This is a genomic window from Lonsdalea britannica, assembly GCF_003515985.1.
Lineage (GTDB): Bacteria > Pseudomonadota > Gammaproteobacteria > Enterobacterales > Enterobacteriaceae > Lonsdalea > Lonsdalea britannica.
In genome coordinates this window covers 3,976,146-3,991,231 of the sequence record NZ_CP023009.1, presented here as the reverse complement: position 1 = coordinate 3,991,231, position 15,086 = coordinate 3,976,146, and the positions used below count along the sequence as shown (strand labels likewise).

Annotated in this window: 16 protein-coding genes and 6 tRNA genes; 12 read left to right on the top strand and 10 right to left on the bottom strand. The window is 53.5% G+C overall.

The features are described from left to right. The first annotated feature begins 4 nt into the window (after nucleotides 1-4). Genes CKQ53_RS18180 through CKQ53_RS18160 form a run of 3 tightly spaced genes read left to right on the top strand, consistent with a single transcriptional unit; the run spans nucleotide 5 to nucleotide 1,823 of the window. Nucleotides 5-256: a tail fiber assembly protein gene (locus tag CKQ53_RS18180; protein WP_094118917.1), complete on the top strand. Its 252-nt coding sequence runs from the start codon at nucleotides 5-7 to the stop codon at nucleotides 254-256. Then, entirely contained in the window at nucleotides 256-1,599 is a 1,344-nt protein-coding gene (locus CKQ53_RS18955; RefSeq protein ID WP_094118918.1) for a glycine-rich domain-containing protein, read from the top strand. The genes CKQ53_RS18180 and CKQ53_RS18955 overlap by 1 nt, the downstream gene beginning before the upstream one ends. Before the next feature lie 2 nt (nucleotides 1,600-1,601). Then, nucleotides 1,602-1,823 carry a hypothetical protein gene (locus CKQ53_RS18160; RefSeq protein ID WP_094118919.1) on the top strand — a complete coding sequence of 74 codons (222 nt, stop codon included), beginning with the start codon at nucleotides 1,602-1,604 and terminating at the stop codon, nucleotides 1,821-1,823. Between the two features lie 263 nt (nucleotides 1,824-2,086). On the opposite strand, the gene CKQ53_RS18155 is transcribed toward CKQ53_RS18160, so the two are convergent. Both CKQ53_RS18155 and CKQ53_RS18150 read right to left on the bottom strand, forming a co-directional pair. Beyond that, nucleotides 2,087-2,686, bottom strand: coding sequence for a tail fiber assembly protein (locus tag CKQ53_RS18155; RefSeq protein ID WP_094118920.1), 600 nt, complete (start codon nucleotides 2,684-2,686; stop codon nucleotides 2,087-2,089). Next, nucleotides 2,686-3,171 (bottom strand): phage tail protein, encoded by a 486-nt coding sequence (locus tag CKQ53_RS18150; RefSeq protein WP_244200979.1) that lies wholly within the window; start codon nucleotides 3,169-3,171, stop codon nucleotides 2,686-2,688. Before CKQ53_RS18150 ends, CKQ53_RS18155 begins: the two co-directional genes overlap by 1 nt. A 37-nt stretch (nucleotides 3,172-3,208) precedes the next feature. Between CKQ53_RS18150 and CKQ53_RS18145 the strand changes: the two genes are divergently transcribed. Continuing rightward, nucleotides 3,209-3,778 (top strand): recombinase family protein, encoded by a 570-nt coding sequence (locus tag CKQ53_RS18145; protein WP_085653206.1) that lies wholly within the window; start codon nucleotides 3,209-3,211, stop codon nucleotides 3,776-3,778. Between the two features lie 39 nt (nucleotides 3,779-3,817). On the opposite strand, the gene CKQ53_RS18520 is transcribed toward CKQ53_RS18145, so the two are convergent. The 6 genes from CKQ53_RS18520 to CKQ53_RS18120 all read right to left on the bottom strand — a co-directional run bounded on the left by CKQ53_RS18520 (nucleotide 3,818) and on the right by CKQ53_RS18120 (nucleotide 6,362). After that, the gene (locus tag CKQ53_RS18520; protein WP_139824083.1) at nucleotides 3,818-4,006 is read right to left on the bottom strand and encodes a hypothetical protein; all 189 of its coding nucleotides are present in this window, start codon (nucleotides 4,004-4,006) and stop codon (nucleotides 3,818-3,820) included. 530 nt (nucleotides 4,007-4,536) lie between these two features. Next, a protein-coding gene (locus tag CKQ53_RS18140) for an IS3 family transposase (RefSeq protein ID WP_100053542.1) occupies nucleotides 4,537-5,741 on the bottom strand; the annotation gives its coding sequence in 2 pieces (ribosomal slippage) (nucleotides 4,537-5,423 and nucleotides 5,423-5,741; 1,206 coding nt in all). 217 nt (nucleotides 5,742-5,958) lie between these two features. Continuing rightward, nucleotides 5,959-6,034: transfer RNA gene (locus tag CKQ53_RS18135), tRNA-Lys, on the bottom strand. A 7-nt stretch (nucleotides 6,035-6,041) separates the two neighbouring features. Continuing rightward, nucleotides 6,042-6,117, bottom strand: a tRNA-Val gene (locus CKQ53_RS18130). Nucleotides 6,118-6,160: 43 nt separating this feature from the next. Then, nucleotides 6,161-6,236 (bottom strand) — tRNA-Val (locus CKQ53_RS18125). Between the two features lie 50 nt (nucleotides 6,237-6,286). After that, nucleotides 6,287-6,362: transfer RNA gene (locus CKQ53_RS18120), tRNA-Val, on the bottom strand. Nucleotides 6,363-6,629: 267 nt separating this feature from the next. Between CKQ53_RS18120 and gltX the strand changes: the two genes are divergently transcribed. From gltX to CKQ53_RS18105, 3 genes are all read left to right on the top strand, one after another. Further along, complete coding sequence (gltX, locus tag CKQ53_RS18115) at nucleotides 6,630-8,045, top strand: glutamate--tRNA ligase (protein WP_118894507.1); 1,416 nt, start codon at nucleotides 6,630-6,632, stop codon at nucleotides 8,043-8,045. Nucleotides 8,046-8,354: 309 nt separating this feature from the next. Next, nucleotides 8,355-8,430: transfer RNA gene (locus CKQ53_RS18110), tRNA-Ala, on the top strand. A gap of 40 nt (nucleotides 8,431-8,470) precedes the next feature. Beyond that, nucleotides 8,471-8,546 (top strand) — tRNA-Ala (locus CKQ53_RS18105). Nucleotides 8,547-8,677: 131 nt separating this feature from the next. Here CKQ53_RS18105 and ung read toward each other — a convergent pair. Then, nucleotides 8,678-9,364 (bottom strand): uracil-DNA glycosylase, encoded by a 687-nt coding sequence (ung, locus tag CKQ53_RS18100; protein ID WP_094118862.1) that lies wholly within the window; start codon nucleotides 9,362-9,364, stop codon nucleotides 8,678-8,680. 356 nt (nucleotides 9,365-9,720) lie between these two features. Between ung and grcA the strand changes: the two genes are divergently transcribed. Beyond that, complete coding sequence (grcA, locus tag CKQ53_RS18095) at nucleotides 9,721-10,104, top strand: autonomous glycyl radical cofactor GrcA (protein WP_085653178.1); 384 nt, start codon at nucleotides 9,721-9,723, stop codon at nucleotides 10,102-10,104. A gap of 192 nt (nucleotides 10,105-10,296) precedes the next feature. Here grcA and srmB read toward each other — a convergent pair whose 3' ends face one another. Next, the gene (gene srmB / locus CKQ53_RS18090) at nucleotides 10,297-11,625 is read right to left on the bottom strand and encodes an ATP-dependent RNA helicase SrmB (RefSeq protein ID WP_085653179.1); all 1,329 of its coding nucleotides are present in this window, start codon (nucleotides 11,623-11,625) and stop codon (nucleotides 10,297-10,299) included. A 132-nt stretch (nucleotides 11,626-11,757) separates the two neighbouring features. Here srmB and trmN point away from each other — a divergent pair, with 132 nt between their 5' ends. From trmN to rseB, 4 genes are all read left to right on the top strand, one after another. Next, on the top strand, nucleotides 11,758-12,501 hold the full coding sequence (gene trmN, locus CKQ53_RS18085) for a tRNA(1)(Val) (adenine(37)-N(6))-methyltransferase TrmN (RefSeq protein ID WP_094118861.1): 744 nt from the start codon (nucleotides 11,758-11,760) through the stop codon (nucleotides 12,499-12,501). A 273-nt stretch (nucleotides 12,502-12,774) separates the two neighbouring features. After that, nucleotides 12,775-13,350: an RNA polymerase sigma factor RpoE gene (gene rpoE / locus CKQ53_RS18080; RefSeq protein ID WP_026741430.1), complete on the top strand. Its 576-nt coding sequence runs from the start codon at nucleotides 12,775-12,777 to the stop codon at nucleotides 13,348-13,350. Nucleotides 13,351-13,401: 51 nt separating this feature from the next. Continuing rightward, complete coding sequence (rseA, locus tag CKQ53_RS18075; protein WP_118894503.1) at nucleotides 13,402-14,034, top strand: anti-sigma-E factor RseA; 633 nt, start codon at nucleotides 13,402-13,404, stop codon at nucleotides 14,032-14,034. 23 nt (nucleotides 14,035-14,057) lie between these two features. Then, nucleotides 14,058-15,008: a sigma-E factor regulatory protein RseB gene (gene rseB / locus CKQ53_RS18070; protein ID WP_085653187.1), complete on the top strand. Its 951-nt coding sequence runs from the start codon at nucleotides 14,058-14,060 to the stop codon at nucleotides 15,006-15,008. Nucleotides 15,009-15,086 lie beyond the last annotated feature (78 nt).

Below are 15,086 nucleotides of genomic sequence, written 5' to 3'. Positions count from 1 at the left end.
ACGTATGTATAAATTTTCTAACGGTATGTTTTATCCCTATATTTTGGAACAAGCTTATAGCGCTGCAGGCACTTGGCCAGACGATGGGGTTGATGTGGATGAATCGACGCTACGTCTATTTTCTGTCGCTCAGGCGGGAAAAACGCTGGGTACCGATGAACACGGATACCCCTGCTGGGTTGAAATGACGGTGTATAGCGATGCGGAATATCGTCCGGAAGAGACAACAACGAACAATAATCACGGAGATATCTAATGGCAGAGTTAACAGAAAAAGCCGAGTGGACCGACGGTATATACCAGTTGGAAACCTCGGACCCGGTGGTGGGCGGCCCCGGCGGGATATCCAACCGTCAGGCGCAGGAGCTGGCCTATCGCACCCGCTACCTTAAAGATAATTTGGACGCGACCAGCGCCGGTCTTTCGCAGCACGAATCCGCAGCCGACCCGCACACGCAGTACGCGCCAAAGCTGAACCCGACCTTCAGCGGCACGCCGAAAGCACCCACGCCCGCGAGCGACAGCAACAGCGATCAACTGGCGACGACGGCATTTGTGAAAAGTATTGTGGCCGCGCTGGTCGATGGATCCCCGGCGGCGCTGGATACGCTGAAAGAACTGTCCATCGCGTTGGGTAATGATGCTAATTTTGCGTCGACGGTCGCTAATTCACTGGCGAAAAAAGCGCCATCCAATAGCCCAGCGCTGAGCGGTATTCCTACCGCACCGACCGCCGAACCGGCGGTAAGCACCACGCAAATCGCGACCACGGCATTCGTAAAATCGGCCATTGATGCTAACTATGCCGAGTCGGTAGGCAAGACGCTCGCCGGCAAAATGGCCATTGACCAAAACGGTGCAGACATCGCTGATAAGGCACAGTTCCGTGAGAATCTGGGATTTAGAGAGAACGTCCAGAAGGAGATTGCCCGGACACGTGGATTGCAGAAATTTTTGACCAGCGGACAGTTCGTCGTGCCGGAGGGGGTATCCACCGTTTATCTGTCTGGGTGTGGCGGCGGCGGCGGCGGCGGCGGCGGCGGGTGTCGAACGCTGACTTACGAATGGGGTGGTGGCGGTGGTGGTGGTGGCGCTGGCCAACCCATCATTAAAGAGGCTGTGAACGTCACGCCAGGCGAAGTCATTGCTGTCACTATCGGTGCTGCAGGCTCTGCGGGCTCAACTCAAGTTGCTAACGACGGCACTCCTGGATCCACCGGGGGCGCAACAACATTCGGCCACTATTTGACGCTGGCAGGCGGCGGCGGCGGTGACCGAGGCGGCGGTGGCAGTAATAACCAATTTGGTGGTGGAGGCGGCGGCGGATATCCCAACGGCAGCTTTGGTAATGATGGTGTGGGTGGAACCTCAATTATTGAATCCGGCGCTTCTATTATTGCTTCAGGTGCAGGTGGCGCTGGTGCCTCCGGCCCATTTGGCGGCGGTGGTGGAATGGTCCGCTCAAGCGCTAGAGGAAGTGCCGAAGGCGTGAGAGCTTTTAAAGGTTATGGTTATGGCGTGGGGGGCGGTGGTGGCTCTACGGGCATCGATGGTGTAGGGGCCGAAGGCCAACCCGGCATGTTGATTGTGGAGTGGTAAAAATGACAAAAAGAGTCGCGTTGCTTCCTGAAAGTAGTCGCCGTGTGGAAAATGTGATTTTGGCTGATGATCAGTTTGCGTTGCCGGGCTACCGTGTGGTGCCGATTGAAGAAGGCGTCTTCTGCGAGGCTGGTATGTTCCTGAATGAAGCCGACGGTTTGTTTTATCGGGATACCGATTCTACCACGATTTATCCCGTACACGATATCGACGCCGTGGGTTGATAATGATGTGCCAAGCCGTCTGTTCGGCTTCGCTGACGAAAAAGCGGGAGGTTTTCCTTCCCGCTTTTTTATTGGTCCTACGAGACCCTCAATGAAGTTGATCGTGCCACGTCAGGAGTTTGCGTTTCCCTGCCCGTGTCATGAAAATCAACGAACATGCTCTTTCCTAATATTCCCTTAGGGAAACCTCAATCTCCAAATAAGTAAAAGGTCAGTCTGTCTCCAGACTGACCGATCTCAGTGGTAAAACACAAATTCGGAGATTACACCGCCGGTTGCGCAGGCCAGCTCACGTCAGGGGCCGTTGACACATCGACAGCGTTGACCGCGGCCTTGTAGGCCATCCACGCCGACAGTTTGGTTTTATTATCATCGCTGATATCTCCGAGCATCAGCTCGACCCGCCAGTCCGACGTCACGTTATCTGCCTCGGTCAGCAGCGTTTGTCGGCGTTGTTCAGCTTCCGCGATCTCGCCAGTCTGCTTCGCTGCCACGTCCAACACCCAGTTTGTCCCGTCCCAAATATCGTATTCCGTGGCGGGCGCCAGCGGCGTTGTATTTTCCGGATACGCCCCCAGCGTCGTCAGCGTCACGGGTTGCCGGGTTTGCGTGTTGTAAACCGTATCGCCGCGATGGTCGCTGAGATATTCCCATGCCGAACCGTCGACCGTCCGGCGGATCGCAAAGCCGTCTTTGGGAGCCGGAGGGGCATCGAAACAGGAATGCGCGGGCAAGCCGACGCCCACCGGCAGATATTGCGTGGTCGGGAAATGATATTCACCGGTTAATTCATCAAAGTGGTAGACGGTAATGTCTCCGGCCACCACGGCAATCAGGTCATCATTCAATTCAGCTTTAGACATTATGCGGCCCTCACGATGTAGTTAAATGCGATGTTGCGGGGTCTTGTTTCATTTCCTCCGGTACTTGCCAACCAGACGTAAGTCCACGCTCGACTCCCTTCTCTGAGTCCGCCATCTACGCCTTCATTGTTTTGATCAGTGAAAGCAATGAACTGTGCTGTGGCTGTTCCATATTCATTAATGAAACCATGGTTGTGCGATTTGAGTTCATCGCCTTGTGCTGCGAGTAATGCCCGCCCGCCATCAACCCCACGCCCACTGTCCCAACCACGAATAAATTCGCCGCGCAGATCCGGTAATTTAAGTCCCGGATAGGCCTGCGCCAGCTTGGGATATTGGGCGGCTGTAAACGTCGCGCCGTTGCACTGGAGCCATCCCGCAGGCACCGTCGCCGACGGCCAGGGGATCGGCGTCCCCACCGGTAACGCGGAGCCTTCCCCTAAACCAAGGTTTTCGAGAGTGCCTACCGCGACGCGATTTGCCACAATCCCCCGTCATCACAGCCGTGAATCGGGAGGGGAAATGGCAAAAATCGGCTATATGAGGGTGTCAACAAGTGACCAATCGAACTATTTACAGCGCGATGCATTAATTAGCGCAGGTTGTGACCAGATTTTTGAAGATCGAATGAGCGGTAAGGTTGAGAACCGGCCGGGGCTAAAGCGGGCGTTGAAGTGCTTAGAAAAGGGCGATTCGCTCATCGTGTGGAAGCTGGACCGACTGGGGCGCAGCGTGAAAAACCTCATCGCGCTGATTTCCGAATTGCACGAGCGCGGGATACATTTCCGCTCCCTGACCGACAGTATCGATACCGGCACGGCGATGGGCCGCTTTTTCTTTCATGTCATGAGCGCGTTGGCGGAGATGGAGCGGGAGCTGATCGTCGAACGCACTCTGGCGGGCATGGCCGCCGCTCGCGCACAGGGGCGGATAGGGGGAAGGCCGAAGGCGTTGTCTCCGACGGACCGCGAGATGATCGCCCGACTCCTGGCCAACGGTTATGACCGACAACAGATTTCGCTCACCTACGGCATCGGACGCTCCACGCTTTATCGCTATTTTCCGGCTGGGAAAAAAATCGATGGCGCCTGATCGCCGGGCCATCGGTTTCTGCGGCTAATGGCGTTTTTTCTATCGATAAATCAATATCCTGTCGAATAAAATTGAACGCGGCAGGCTGTCTTCGAGCCTGCCTTCAGGAGGGGGGAGAGGCACATCAGCGATAGCTAAATCGCTGTCAGCATAGAAATGCTGCAAGCGGCCCAGAAGATTATGTCGCGAAGTCACGGCGCCGTCGCTCTGCTGGGCGAAGGTGGCCACCACGGTACCTTGGACATTGAATGATTCGCCGCACCTTACTTTTACGTCGCTTCGATTAACGAATCGATAAAAGCGTTTATGTTGCAATGAAAGGTAGGGGGAAAAGATGGGGAATAGTCTGTGTGAAGACACAACGCCCGAAAACGGCGGAAATTTTTGGGGGAGATATTTTCCGCACGTCACTCATTCGTCGACTAAAAAAACACCGAAAATCTATTTCAATCACGGAAAAACCTGTGACCAACAGTTATCACTCTCCCACTGTGATAATTATTGTGGCTGGGGTCAGGATGGATATGAACGGATTGCCCTTAAAGCTTACTGATCGTAAGCCGTGAGCAAACATAATGTGTATGACGGCGCTGTAGGTATGAATGTTTTTGTTTGGTGCTGACGGCTGAGATGTTGAACGCGGGTACGTTAAGACTCTGCATATGAATCAGGGCATTAAGGATGAATCGATGAATTGCATTGGTGAGGTTAGGGGGAGATATGGATTTGACCCTATATATCCAGACGTTTTTGCTCTCTTACGGTTGCGATAACTTCCTGCGTATATATTCCCGTGGTGAGCGATATCCCAGTGCACTATGCGGATGATGTTCGTTGTAATGACTGAACGCCACCGCCAGATTCATCACCGCTGCCTGGCTGTCCGGTTTCGGCATGATGCTGATGTAGTCCCGTTTTATCGTCTTCACGAAGCTTTCTGCCATGCCGTTGCTTTCCGGGCTTCGCACTGCTGTCGTGCAAGGCTCCAGTCCCAGCAACCGGGCGAACGCCCACGTTTCATGAGCCCTGTAGGCTGAACCGTTATCCGTCAGCCACTCCAGCGACTCTGTTGGCAACTGCCTTCCGAAGCGTTTTTCCACCGCACCCAGCATGACATCCTGCACCGTTTCTTTGTCATAGCCTCCGGTGCTCGCTGCCCAGTCAATGATCTCCCTGTCGCAGCAGTCCTGCGCGAAGGTCACCCGCAGCTTTTCGCCATTATCACAGCGGAACTCAAAGCCATCTGAGCACCAGCGCCGGTTACTTTCCGCTACTGCTACGCGCCCCTTATGGGCCCGCTTACGGCAAGGAGCAGCGGGTTTACGTTCAAGAAGCAGATTATGCGTTCTCATAATGCGATACACCCGCTTCGCATTAACCACAGGCAGGCCGTCCCGCTCCGACTCCCGTCGCAGCAGCGCCCATACACGGCGATAACCATACGTCGGCAGGTCAGCCACCGCCATGTTTATCCGGGACAATACGGTGGTATCGTCAGAACGGGGCTGCCGTCTGCGATCCTGCCAGTCAGAAGGCCGGTGAACCCTGATGCTCAGTTGCGCACGCGACACACCAATACTCCGGCAGACGTCGGTTAGTCGTCGTCCCCGGGCAACAAGGGCGCATGCGCAATCCATTTTTTTGCCCGACCGAACTCCACGGCCTCTTTAAGGATCTCGGCTTCCATCGTCTTTTTGCCCAGAAGGCGCTGGAGCTCGCGGATTTGCTTATTGGCGGCAGCGAGCTCGGAGGCCGGCACTACTTCCTCGCCCGATGCAACAGCCGTCAGCGAGCCGTCTTCATATTGCTTGCGCCATTTGAATATCTGGTTTGCATTGATGCCATGCAGGCGCGCGACATGAGACACGGTCATACCGGGTTCCATAGTCTGCTGAATAATGGCAATTTTTTCCTGCGGAGTACGGCGGCGACGCCGTTCAGGCCCTGATAACACGTCAACCATCTTATCGTTCTGACTGGTATTAAACATAGTTCCAAGACTACCTCTTATTTTAAGAGAGTCGAAGTGTCTGGTGATCTATGGGGCCAGTCTAAGATATAGCACGTGCTCTCAGCGTTATGATTTTTTTGAGAACGAACGAAAACCCAGCTTCATCCTCGCAGTCGCGAGAGAAATATGAGTCAGGATTCTGGATGAGTTACTGCAGAAAAACCGAAGATGGTGGGTCGTGCAGGATTCGAACCTGCGACCAATTGATTAAAAGTCAACTGCTCTACCAACTGAGCTAACGACCCGCAGAAGTGGTGGGTGATGACGGGATCGAACCGCCGACCCCCTCCTTGTAAGGGAGGTGCTCTCCCAGCTGAGCTAATCACCCACTTCTGTAACACATTTTAGAGACCAAGGCGCTGGCTGATAAGTGGTGGGTGATGACGGGATCGAACCGCCGACCCCCTCCTTGTAAGGGAGGTGCTCTCCCAGCTGAGCTAATCACCCACTTATCACACTTAATCTCTTCACAGCGGAGCTCTTTACTAAGTAAAGAGTGGTGGGTGATGACGGGATCGAACCGCCGACCCCCTCCTTGTAAGGGAGGTGCTCTCCCAGCTGAGCTAATCACCCGCGCTGTGTGGAGTGGCATTATAGGGATAGTTCATAGTGAGTCAACGCTTTTTAAAACTTAAATGGCTGTTCGTCGTAAAATTAGTCAGAGAGCTTTATTTGTGTGCATTAGTGTTGAAATCGTAAGCATTTTGGCGGGAGAGGGCGTGGGCATACGATGTTATTGCGTTGAGGAATCGAAGTAGAGTGATAGAATATTGCCCACTTTTAATATGAGCTTGCGTCGGTATTCACTGACAGCCGTTGAGTAATAAGGCCGTAATCCCCATGAAAATCAAAACCCGTTTCGCTCCCAGTCCTACTGGTTATCTTCACGTCGGCGGCGCCCGTACCGCACTCTATTCATGGCTGTTCGCGCGTCATCAGGATGGCGAATTCGTATTACGTATAGAAGATACCGATCTGGAGCGTTCAACCCAACAGGCTATCGATGCCATCATGGATGGTATGAACTGGCTGGGTCTGGACTGGGATGAAGGTCCGTATTACCAGACTAAACGTTTCGATCGCTACAATGCGGTCGTTGATGAAATGCTGGAAAACGGGACTGCTTATAAATGTTACTGCTCCAAGGAGCGTCTTGAGGCGCTGCGTGAGCAGCAAATGGCGAATGGCGAAAAGCCCCGTTATGACGGCTGCTGCCGCGATTCCCACGAACATCATGCTGACAATGAGCCGCACGTCGTGCGTTTTCGTAACCCGCAGGAAGGCTCCGTCATCTTTGATGACAACATTCGCGGCCCTATCGAATTCAGTAACCAGGAACTGGATGATCTGATTATTCGCCGCACCGACGGTTCGCCAACGTATAACTTCTGCGTGGTGATCGACGATTGGGATATGGAAATTACCCATGTCATCCGCGGGGAAGATCACATTAATAACACGCCTCGTCAGATCAACATCCTGAAAGCGCTGGGCGCGCCGGTACCGGAATATGCACATGTTTCGATGATTCTGGGCGACGATGGTAAAAAACTGTCTAAACGTCATGGCGCTGTGGGCGTGATGCAATACCGTGACGATGGTTTCCTGCCGGAAGCTTTGCTGAACTATCTGGTACGTCTGGGCTGGGCGCATGGCGATCAGGAAGTCTTCTCTATAGAAGAAATGAAACAGCTATTCACTCTGGATGCCGTCAGCAAATCAGCTAGCGCGTTCAATACTGAAAAGCTGCTGTGGCTGAATCACCACTACATTAATCATTTACCGGCGGAGTACGTTGCGACGCAGCTGTCCTGGCACATTGAACAAGCTGGCATTGATACCAGTAATGGTCCGCAGCTGAGTGAACTGGTCAAACTATTGGGCGAACGTTGCAAAACGTTGAAAGAGATGGCGGCATCCTGTCGTTACTTCTATGAAGAGTTCGACGCATTCGATGCCGATGCCGCGAAGAAGCATTTGCGTCCGGTCGCTCGTCAGCCGTTGGAGCTGGTTCGCGCTAAACTGGCGGCGATTACTGAGTGGACGCCGGAAAATATTCATCATGCTATCCAAAGTACGGCCGACGAGCTGCAGCAGGGGATGGGCAAAGTGGGTATGCCGTTGCGTGTTGCGGTCACGGGTGCCGGCCAGTCACCGGGTGTTGATGTCACCGTTCACGGTGTAGGTCAAAAACGTGCATTGGCCCGTATCGATCGTGCGCTGTCATTCATTGCTGAGCGCGAAGCACAGCAATAATCACCGGCAGAAAAATAGCCTCAGTAAAACCCCGCGAGCGTAGGCTACGCGGGGTTTTTTATGGGGTAGCTGAAAGATTGCGGCGGGATTTGAATATCAGTAATGATGCGGCTCCGAGGCTGTTTCGATCCCCGTCCTGAACGTGTCGCGCACCGTATGAAATAGCGCGATGAAAGAGAACCTGATGACCGCGTTTTGCTCAGCTTGACGGCTTTTTCAGCGGTCGACCGAGTAAATGGATTTAGCCGTTGACACTACCGATGGCGTTGCATATCATTCGGCCCGTTCACACAGATGTTGTGTCAGGACGGGGCTATAGCTCAGCTGGGAGAGCGCTTGCATGGCATGCAAGAGGTCAGCGGTTCGATCCCGCTTAGCTCCACCAAACTCCATGTTTGGGTATCACTGAAACAGATCTATCGTGTGGGGCTATAGCTCAGCTGGGAGAGCGCTTGCATGGCATGCAAGAGGTCAGCGGTTCGATCCCGCTTAGCTCCACCAATATTCCTTCCCGCTTTTCCTCTAATTCTTCTTTTATCTCAAACTCATCTATCTTTAGCTTTGTTTTCTAAATTTCTGCCAATTTTTCAATGAATTGCCCCCGTTCGAATGAACGAAGACCGTCGGCGACATCATTTTTCGTCAGGGAGCTGCGGCATCCAGTCGATAGGCGAGAGTCCTTGCTGCTCCAGCAGATGATTAGCCTGTGAAAAATGCCTGCATCCCATAAAGCCGCGATGCGCTGAGAGCGGTGAAGGGTGTGGCGCTTTCAGCACGTGGTGACGCTGCTGATCGATGATGTTGCCTTTTTTCTGCGCATGCGATCCCCACAGCAGAAAAACAATCCCCTCACCATGTGAATTAAGCGCTGCGATCACTTTGTCTGTAAACGTTTCCCATCCCAGATTGGCATGCGAGTGCGCTTTTCCGCCTTCCACCGTGAGAACGGTGTTAAGCAGTAAAACGCCTTGCTGAGCCCAGCTCTGTAGAAAGCCGTGCCGTGGAATCTCAAAGCCGGGGATATCGCTGGCCAGTTCTTTATAGATGTTGGCGAGTGACGGCGGCGCCGGGATGCCGGGGCGGACGGAAAAAGAGAGGCCATGCGCCTGATTCGGACCGTGATAAGGATCCTGACCGAGAATAACGACTTTGACATCGTGGAATTCGGTATAGCGAAAAGCGTTGAACACGTCTTGCTGAGGAGGGTAGATCACTTTTCCCGCTTCTCGTTCCTGGTGAACGAATTTCAGCGTATCAGTGAAGTAGGGTTGTTGTTTCTCCTGGGACAGTACGTCGTGCCAGGTCAGGGAAGTTGCCATCAATGCGCCCTTGTCCATTCAATCAATCCGGCTAGCTTACCGTCCAATCCCGAAGAGGTAAAACCATAACCGGACTATTCGCAGCGTCAGCGTTGTTTTAACAAAAAAATTGAAAAAATATAGGATTTTTTGCAAAGCGCGCAAGGTGGGTAAAATTGATATAAAACAAAAGATTGCCATCGGTGGTTGAATTTTCAAACGGAAGAAATTGATTTGAATCAATGATTGTGGGGTGTTTGGCTGGTATATAGGTTAGCAGATTCAGTCGGGTTTACCCTGATGTTAAACAACTGGCAGATTTGTTACTGGATACGAGATTCACATTCAGACTTACACGCCGTGCTACGGAGGCAATCATGATTACAGGTATTCAAATCACCAAGGCAAACAACACCGCATTGGTTAATTCTTTCTGGTTACTGGATGATGAGAAATCAGAGGCGCGTTGCGTTTGTTCAAAAGCGGATTACAGCGAAGATCAAATTGTGCCAGTCAGCGATCTGGGTCAGTTCGAATATCGTGAAATTCCTCTGGAGCTGAAACCAGAAGTTCGCGTTGAAGGGGGCCAGCACCTGAATGTCAACGTACTGCGCCGTGAAACGCTGGAAGATGCGGTCAAGAATCCGGAAAAATACCCGCAGCTGACCATTCGTGTATCCGGCTATGCGGTCCGCTTCAACTCGCTGACGCCAGAACAGCAGCGCGACGTTATTGCTCGTACTTTTACAGAAAGTCTGTAATCGAGATCGACGTCATTTAAAACGGATTAACCGTATAGAACGTATAGAAAAGGGAGCCTTGGCTCCCTTTCTTGTTGTCTGTGACCGGTCCTAAAGGCAAAACGCCCAATGAAGTTCATTGGGCGTTGTAAGACAGCGGATCGCAACATGTACCGATGTCTTAGACCGCTTCATTGACAGGCGGCTGGGAGATTATTTTTTATCGGCCGGTTTGTCCGCGCTATTGCTAGGCTGACGACGTTTACCAATATTTTTGCTATCGCGATGACGCACTTTCGTCTTGGTCTTCGGCTTCTCTTTCTGCTTTTTCTCTTCGCGCTTCGCCAGGACTTTCTTCGACGGCTTACCGGTGATTTTCGCACTCGGCGCACGCGTCGAAGGACGCAGCTCATCAACCACTCTGGCTTTCATCTGCTCGTTCAGGTAGCGGCTGATTTTCCCCAGCAGTAGATGGTCGTGCGCTTCCACCAGCGAGATGGCGCAACCTTTACGACCGGCGCGGCCGGTACGGCCGATGCGGTGCAGATAGGTATCTGCCGTGCGAGGCAGGTCAAAGTTGAATACGTGACTGACATCATTGATGTCGAGTCCGCGCGCGGCGATGTCGGTTGCCACCAGCACGTTGACTCGGCCGTCGCTCAGGCGTTTGATGGCCTCATTGCGCTTGGCCTGCACCATTTCACCTTCCAGATAGCAGGTTTCGATGCCCGCTTCACGCAGCCATGCAACCATTTCATGCACGCGCTCACGCTTGCGCACAAAGACGATGGAGCGAGTGACGTCCGGCTGTTTCAGCAGATGACACAGCAGCGCGGTTTTGTGCTGGAGATCGTCTGCTCGGTAGTACCATTGCTGGATCTTTTTACGTTCGCGACGTGACGGATCGGCTTCAACTTCAACCGGTTCTTTCAACAGGCGTTCGGCGAAGTCCTTGATGGCATCGCCTTCCAGCGTCGCAGAAAACAGCAACGTCTGTTTACGCCAGCGCGTTTCACCGGCGATGTGTTCAATATCCTGTGCGAATCCCATGTCGAGCATGCGGTCGGCTTCATCCAGGATCAGCGTTTCCACCGCGCGGCAGTCGAAGTTTTCTTCTTTGATATATTGCAGCAAGCGGCCGGTCGTCGCGACGACGATATCCTGGTTCTCGCTGAAGACTTCGGCGTGGTTCATATAAGCGACGCCGCCGGTGATGGTGGCGATATCCAGATGTGTCTGCGCGGCCAGAATCTTGGCCTGCTCAGCCACCTGCATCGCCAATTCTCGCGTAGGCGTCAGAATCAGTATGCGCGGCGGTCCGGATTTTTTACGTGGGAAGTCGAGCAGATGCTGCAATGCCGGTAGCAGATAGGCGGCAGTTTTCCCGGTTCCTGTTGGTGCAGAGCCTAGAACGTCCCGTCCGTCCATTGCTGGGGGAATGGCGGCAGCCTGAATTGCCGTTGGGCGGGAGAACCCCATATCCTGCAGGGCGTTTAGCAGGCTTTCATCAAGATCAAACTCGGAAAAATTGGTCGCTGTCATTATCTACCTCTATTTGGGGCGCCGATTATAGACTCATTGGCCCGGTTGTTCATCTCTTTAAGCGATGCAGACGACTTTTACTGCGTCAGAGTTTCTCCTATGCTAGCGCGGTTTAACAGGAAAAGACGCAAAATGACTCAGCCTTTATCGACGCCGGCGGTACGTTCCGGCGGATTCACCTTTAAGCAATTTTTCGTGGCGCACGATCGCTGCGCGATGAAAGTCGGGACGGACGGCATTCTCCTCGGCGCGTGGGCGCCGGTGCCGAAAGCAGGTCGACTGCTGGATATCGGCTGCGGTTCCGGGTTAATTGCGCTTATGCTAGCGCAACGTACGAAAGGGCGGCTGTCGATAGATGGCGTAGAGCTGGATGCCGCGGCAGGGCAGCAGGCAAAAGAGAACGCGGTGGCTTCGCCCTGGCGCGAGCAGATGACCATTTACACGGCGGATATCGCTGACTTCACGGAACGAACCGAAGAACAGTACGCGCTGATTGTTAGCAATCCGCCTTATTTCGTTCCGGGAGTGAGCTGCCGTTCAGAGTCGCGCGCTCAGGCCCGCTATACTACCTCTTTGACCCATCAAGAATTATTGCGTTGCGCGAAGGCGAAATTGACGGCCGATGGGCTTTTTTGCGTCGTGTTGCCCTACGATGTCGCGGAGATGTTTGTGCCGCAGGCTGAAAAAGAAGGATGGCGCTTGTCATTACGGACGGATGTCCGTGAGTCTGCGTCGCGCCCCGCACATCGAACGCTACTGGCGCTCTCGTTGCAGCCGGGGGCGACCGAGCGGTCTTCGCTGGTGATTCGAGATGAGGAGGGTCACTATTCCGACGCCTACCAGGCGCTGACACGCGATTTTTATCTGTCTATGTAAGGCATGGAAAGACGGTGTTACATATGCGTAGCCCCCGGAATAGCGGGATTTGGCGCACGTGGTTGGCCGAAGTGTGGTACAACTAGCCGCAAGAGTACAGGTCGGTCTGGTACTGAAATCACATCGGCGATCACACAAAGCAGAAAAGACTTTTTTGAAACGGAACTTAATGATGTGTATGGACTCCAAGCGAGTGCTTGCTCAAAGATTTAGAACGTGGCTGGCATTACGTAACCTATGCGTGGAGACAAATTTGAGGAGATATTACCTCGGATGAGCGAGCAGTTAACAGATCAGGTTCTGGTTGAGCGGGTCCAGAAAGGCGATCGGAAATCGTTCAATTTACTGGTTGTTCGTTACCAGCATAAAGTAGCGAGCCTGGTATCTCGTTACGTCCCTCCGGGCGACGTACCGGACGTTGTCCAGGAATCATTTATCAAAGCCTATCGTGCGCTCGAGTCTTTTCGCGGCGATAGTGCATTTTATACGTGGTTGTATCGTATTGCGGTTAACACGGCGAAAAACTATCTCGTTGCCCAAGGGAGGCGACCTCCGTCGAGTGACGTGGACGCCAGCGACGCTGAGAATTATGAAAATGCCAGCGCGTTAAAAGAAATATCGAACCCTGAGAATTTAATGCTGTCTGATGAGTTGCGTCGGATAGTGTTCCGCACGATTGAGTCATTGCCGGAGGATTTACGACTGGCAATCACGCTGCGAGAACTGGATGGACTGAGCTATGAAGAGATAGCCGACATCATGGGCTGTCCGGTCGGCACCGTGCGATCGCGTATCTTCCGTGCACGCGAAGCTATTGATAATAAAGTACAACCGCTTATTCAGCGTTAACTTGTTGTGAACGTTCATCATGACCGATTTGACAAGGTAAGGGTGTAAGGTATGCAGAAAGAAAAACTTTCCGCTTTAATGGATGGCGAGGCTGTCGACAACGAACTGCTGAGCGCTTTGTCGAAAGACGAGACACTGCAGGAAAGCTGGCAGCGTTACCATGTAGTACGCGATACATTGCGCAATGATGTCTGCGAACACGTCTTGCACGTCGACGTCGCAGCCAGTGTCGCGGCAGCATTAGAGCAGGAACCTGTTCTCTTCAACCCGCAGGCGGTGCCCGAATCCCAGCCACATCCTCGGACCTGGCTAAACCTGTCGTTCTGGAACAAGATCCGTCCATTGGCGGCGAATCTGACGCAAATTGGTGTCGCGGCCTGTGTTTCTCTGGCGGTCATCGTTGGCGTGCAGCACTACCAGCAAGGCGGTGTCGCGACGGACGGCGCGGTCGAAGCCCCGGCATTCAGTACGCTTCCTGCTTTAGGCACCGCATCGCCGGTCAGCCTGAGCGTACCGGCTGAAACCGGCGTCAGCACGGTGGGACAGCGTCAGCAACAGGCTCAGCATGAGCGCATCAATGCGTTGCTGCAGGACTATGAGCTGCAGCGCCGAGTGCACTCTGACCAACTGCGTTTCGACCAACATGAAGATCAACAGGCTGCCGTTCAGGTGCCTGGAACCTAATCATTAGGAATGCAGCCGCAGTAATGAAGCGCTTTTTGTTTATCACCGCGCTGCTTTTCGGCGGCGCGAGTTACTCTGGCATCGCCCCGGCTCAGGACAACTCCGGGGCGATGTTGCAACAAATGAGCCGAGCCAGCCAGTCCCTGAGCTATGAAATCTATTTCATCAACGTATCCCGTCAGGGGATTGAGTCTTTTCGCTATCGTCACACGTTAGCGGGGAAGGAAACGTTGGCTCAGTTGCTTCATCTCGACGGTCCGCGTCGTGAAGTGGTTCAACGTGCTCGTAATATCAGCTATTTCGAAACCAACCTTGATCCTTTCACGCTATCCGGCGATCACATGGTCGATGCGCTGCCCGCGTTGATCTACGCGAATTTCTCTCGGCTGTCTGCTTATTACGACTTTATCCCTACCGGGCGCATTCGTCTTGCCGATCGTCAGAGCGACGTCGTACGTATTGTCTCCCGTGACGGCACGCGCTTCAGCTATGTGATTTGTCTGGATGCGACGTCAAGGCTGCCGCTGCGAGTCGATTTGCTGGACCAAAATGGCGAACTGCTGGAGCAGTACCGCGTTTTGTCCATGACGGTGGACGGTTCGGTGCAGTCAGAGATGAAAAATCTGGATCGTATGAGTCTACCGCCGCTGTTGAGCGTTCCCACGGCACCATCAGCCGACTTCGCATGGTCGACGCAGTGGCTGCCGAGCGGCGTTGAAGAGATCTCGCGTAGCCAGCGACCGCTTCCCAGCGGAGGCGTGCCGGTGGAATCTCGCCTCTACAGCGACGGCTTATTCAGCTTTTCTGTCAACGTGAGCCCGGTTGGCGACACCCACCCGGACCAAAACGCGTTGCTAGGACGGCGGATGATCCACTCCGTCGTGCGCGACAAACACGAAATCACCGTGATTGGCGAATTGCCGTTGGCTACGGCCAAGCGTATTGCCGACAGCGTGAGCTTTAAGAACCCCTGACCGTTATCGGACAGGGGCCTTGGCATGGTATGAACTATGCTGGATGTCAGGTCGGATCAATCGTCTTATCGAGGCGCC

Bases quoted from the DNA above. Each gene is read 5' to 3' on its own strand.
- CKQ53_RS18145 (WP_085653206.1), top strand. From the start codon at position 3,209: ATGGCAAAAATCGGCTATATGAGGGTGTCAACAAGTGACCAATCGAAC.
- ung (WP_094118862.1), bottom strand. From the start codon at position 9,364: ATGGCAACTTCCCTGACCTGGCACGACGTACTGTCCCAGGAGAAACAA.
- CKQ53_RS18160 (WP_094118919.1), top strand. From the start codon at position 1,602: ATGACAAAAAGAGTCGCGTTGCTTCCTGAAAGTAGTCGCCGTGTGGAA.
- rseB (WP_085653187.1), top strand. From the start codon at position 14,058: ATGAAGCGCTTTTTGTTTATCACCGCGCTGCTTTTCGGCGGCGCGAGT.
- srmB (WP_085653179.1), bottom strand. From the start codon at position 11,625: ATGACAGCGACCAATTTTTCCGAGTTTGATCTTGATGAAAGCCTGCTA.
- rseA (WP_118894503.1), top strand. From the start codon at position 13,402: ATGCAGAAAGAAAAACTTTCCGCTTTAATGGATGGCGAGGCTGTCGAC.
- CKQ53_RS18180 (WP_094118917.1), top strand. From the start codon at position 5: ATGTATAAATTTTCTAACGGTATGTTTTATCCCTATATTTTGGAACAA.
- CKQ53_RS18955 (WP_094118918.1), top strand. From the start codon at position 256: ATGGCAGAGTTAACAGAAAAAGCCGAGTGGACCGACGGTATATACCAG.
- rpoE (WP_026741430.1), top strand. From the start codon at position 12,775: ATGAGCGAGCAGTTAACAGATCAGGTTCTGGTTGAGCGGGTCCAGAAA.
- CKQ53_RS18155 (WP_094118920.1), bottom strand. From the start codon at position 2,686: ATGTCTAAAGCTGAATTGAATGATGACCTGATTGCCGTGGTGGCCGGA.
- trmN (WP_094118861.1), top strand. From the start codon at position 11,758: ATGACTCAGCCTTTATCGACGCCGGCGGTACGTTCCGGCGGATTCACC.
- gltX (WP_118894507.1), top strand. From the start codon at position 6,630: ATGAAAATCAAAACCCGTTTCGCTCCCAGTCCTACTGGTTATCTTCAC.
- grcA (WP_085653178.1), top strand. From the start codon at position 9,721: ATGATTACAGGTATTCAAATCACCAAGGCAAACAACACCGCATTGGTT.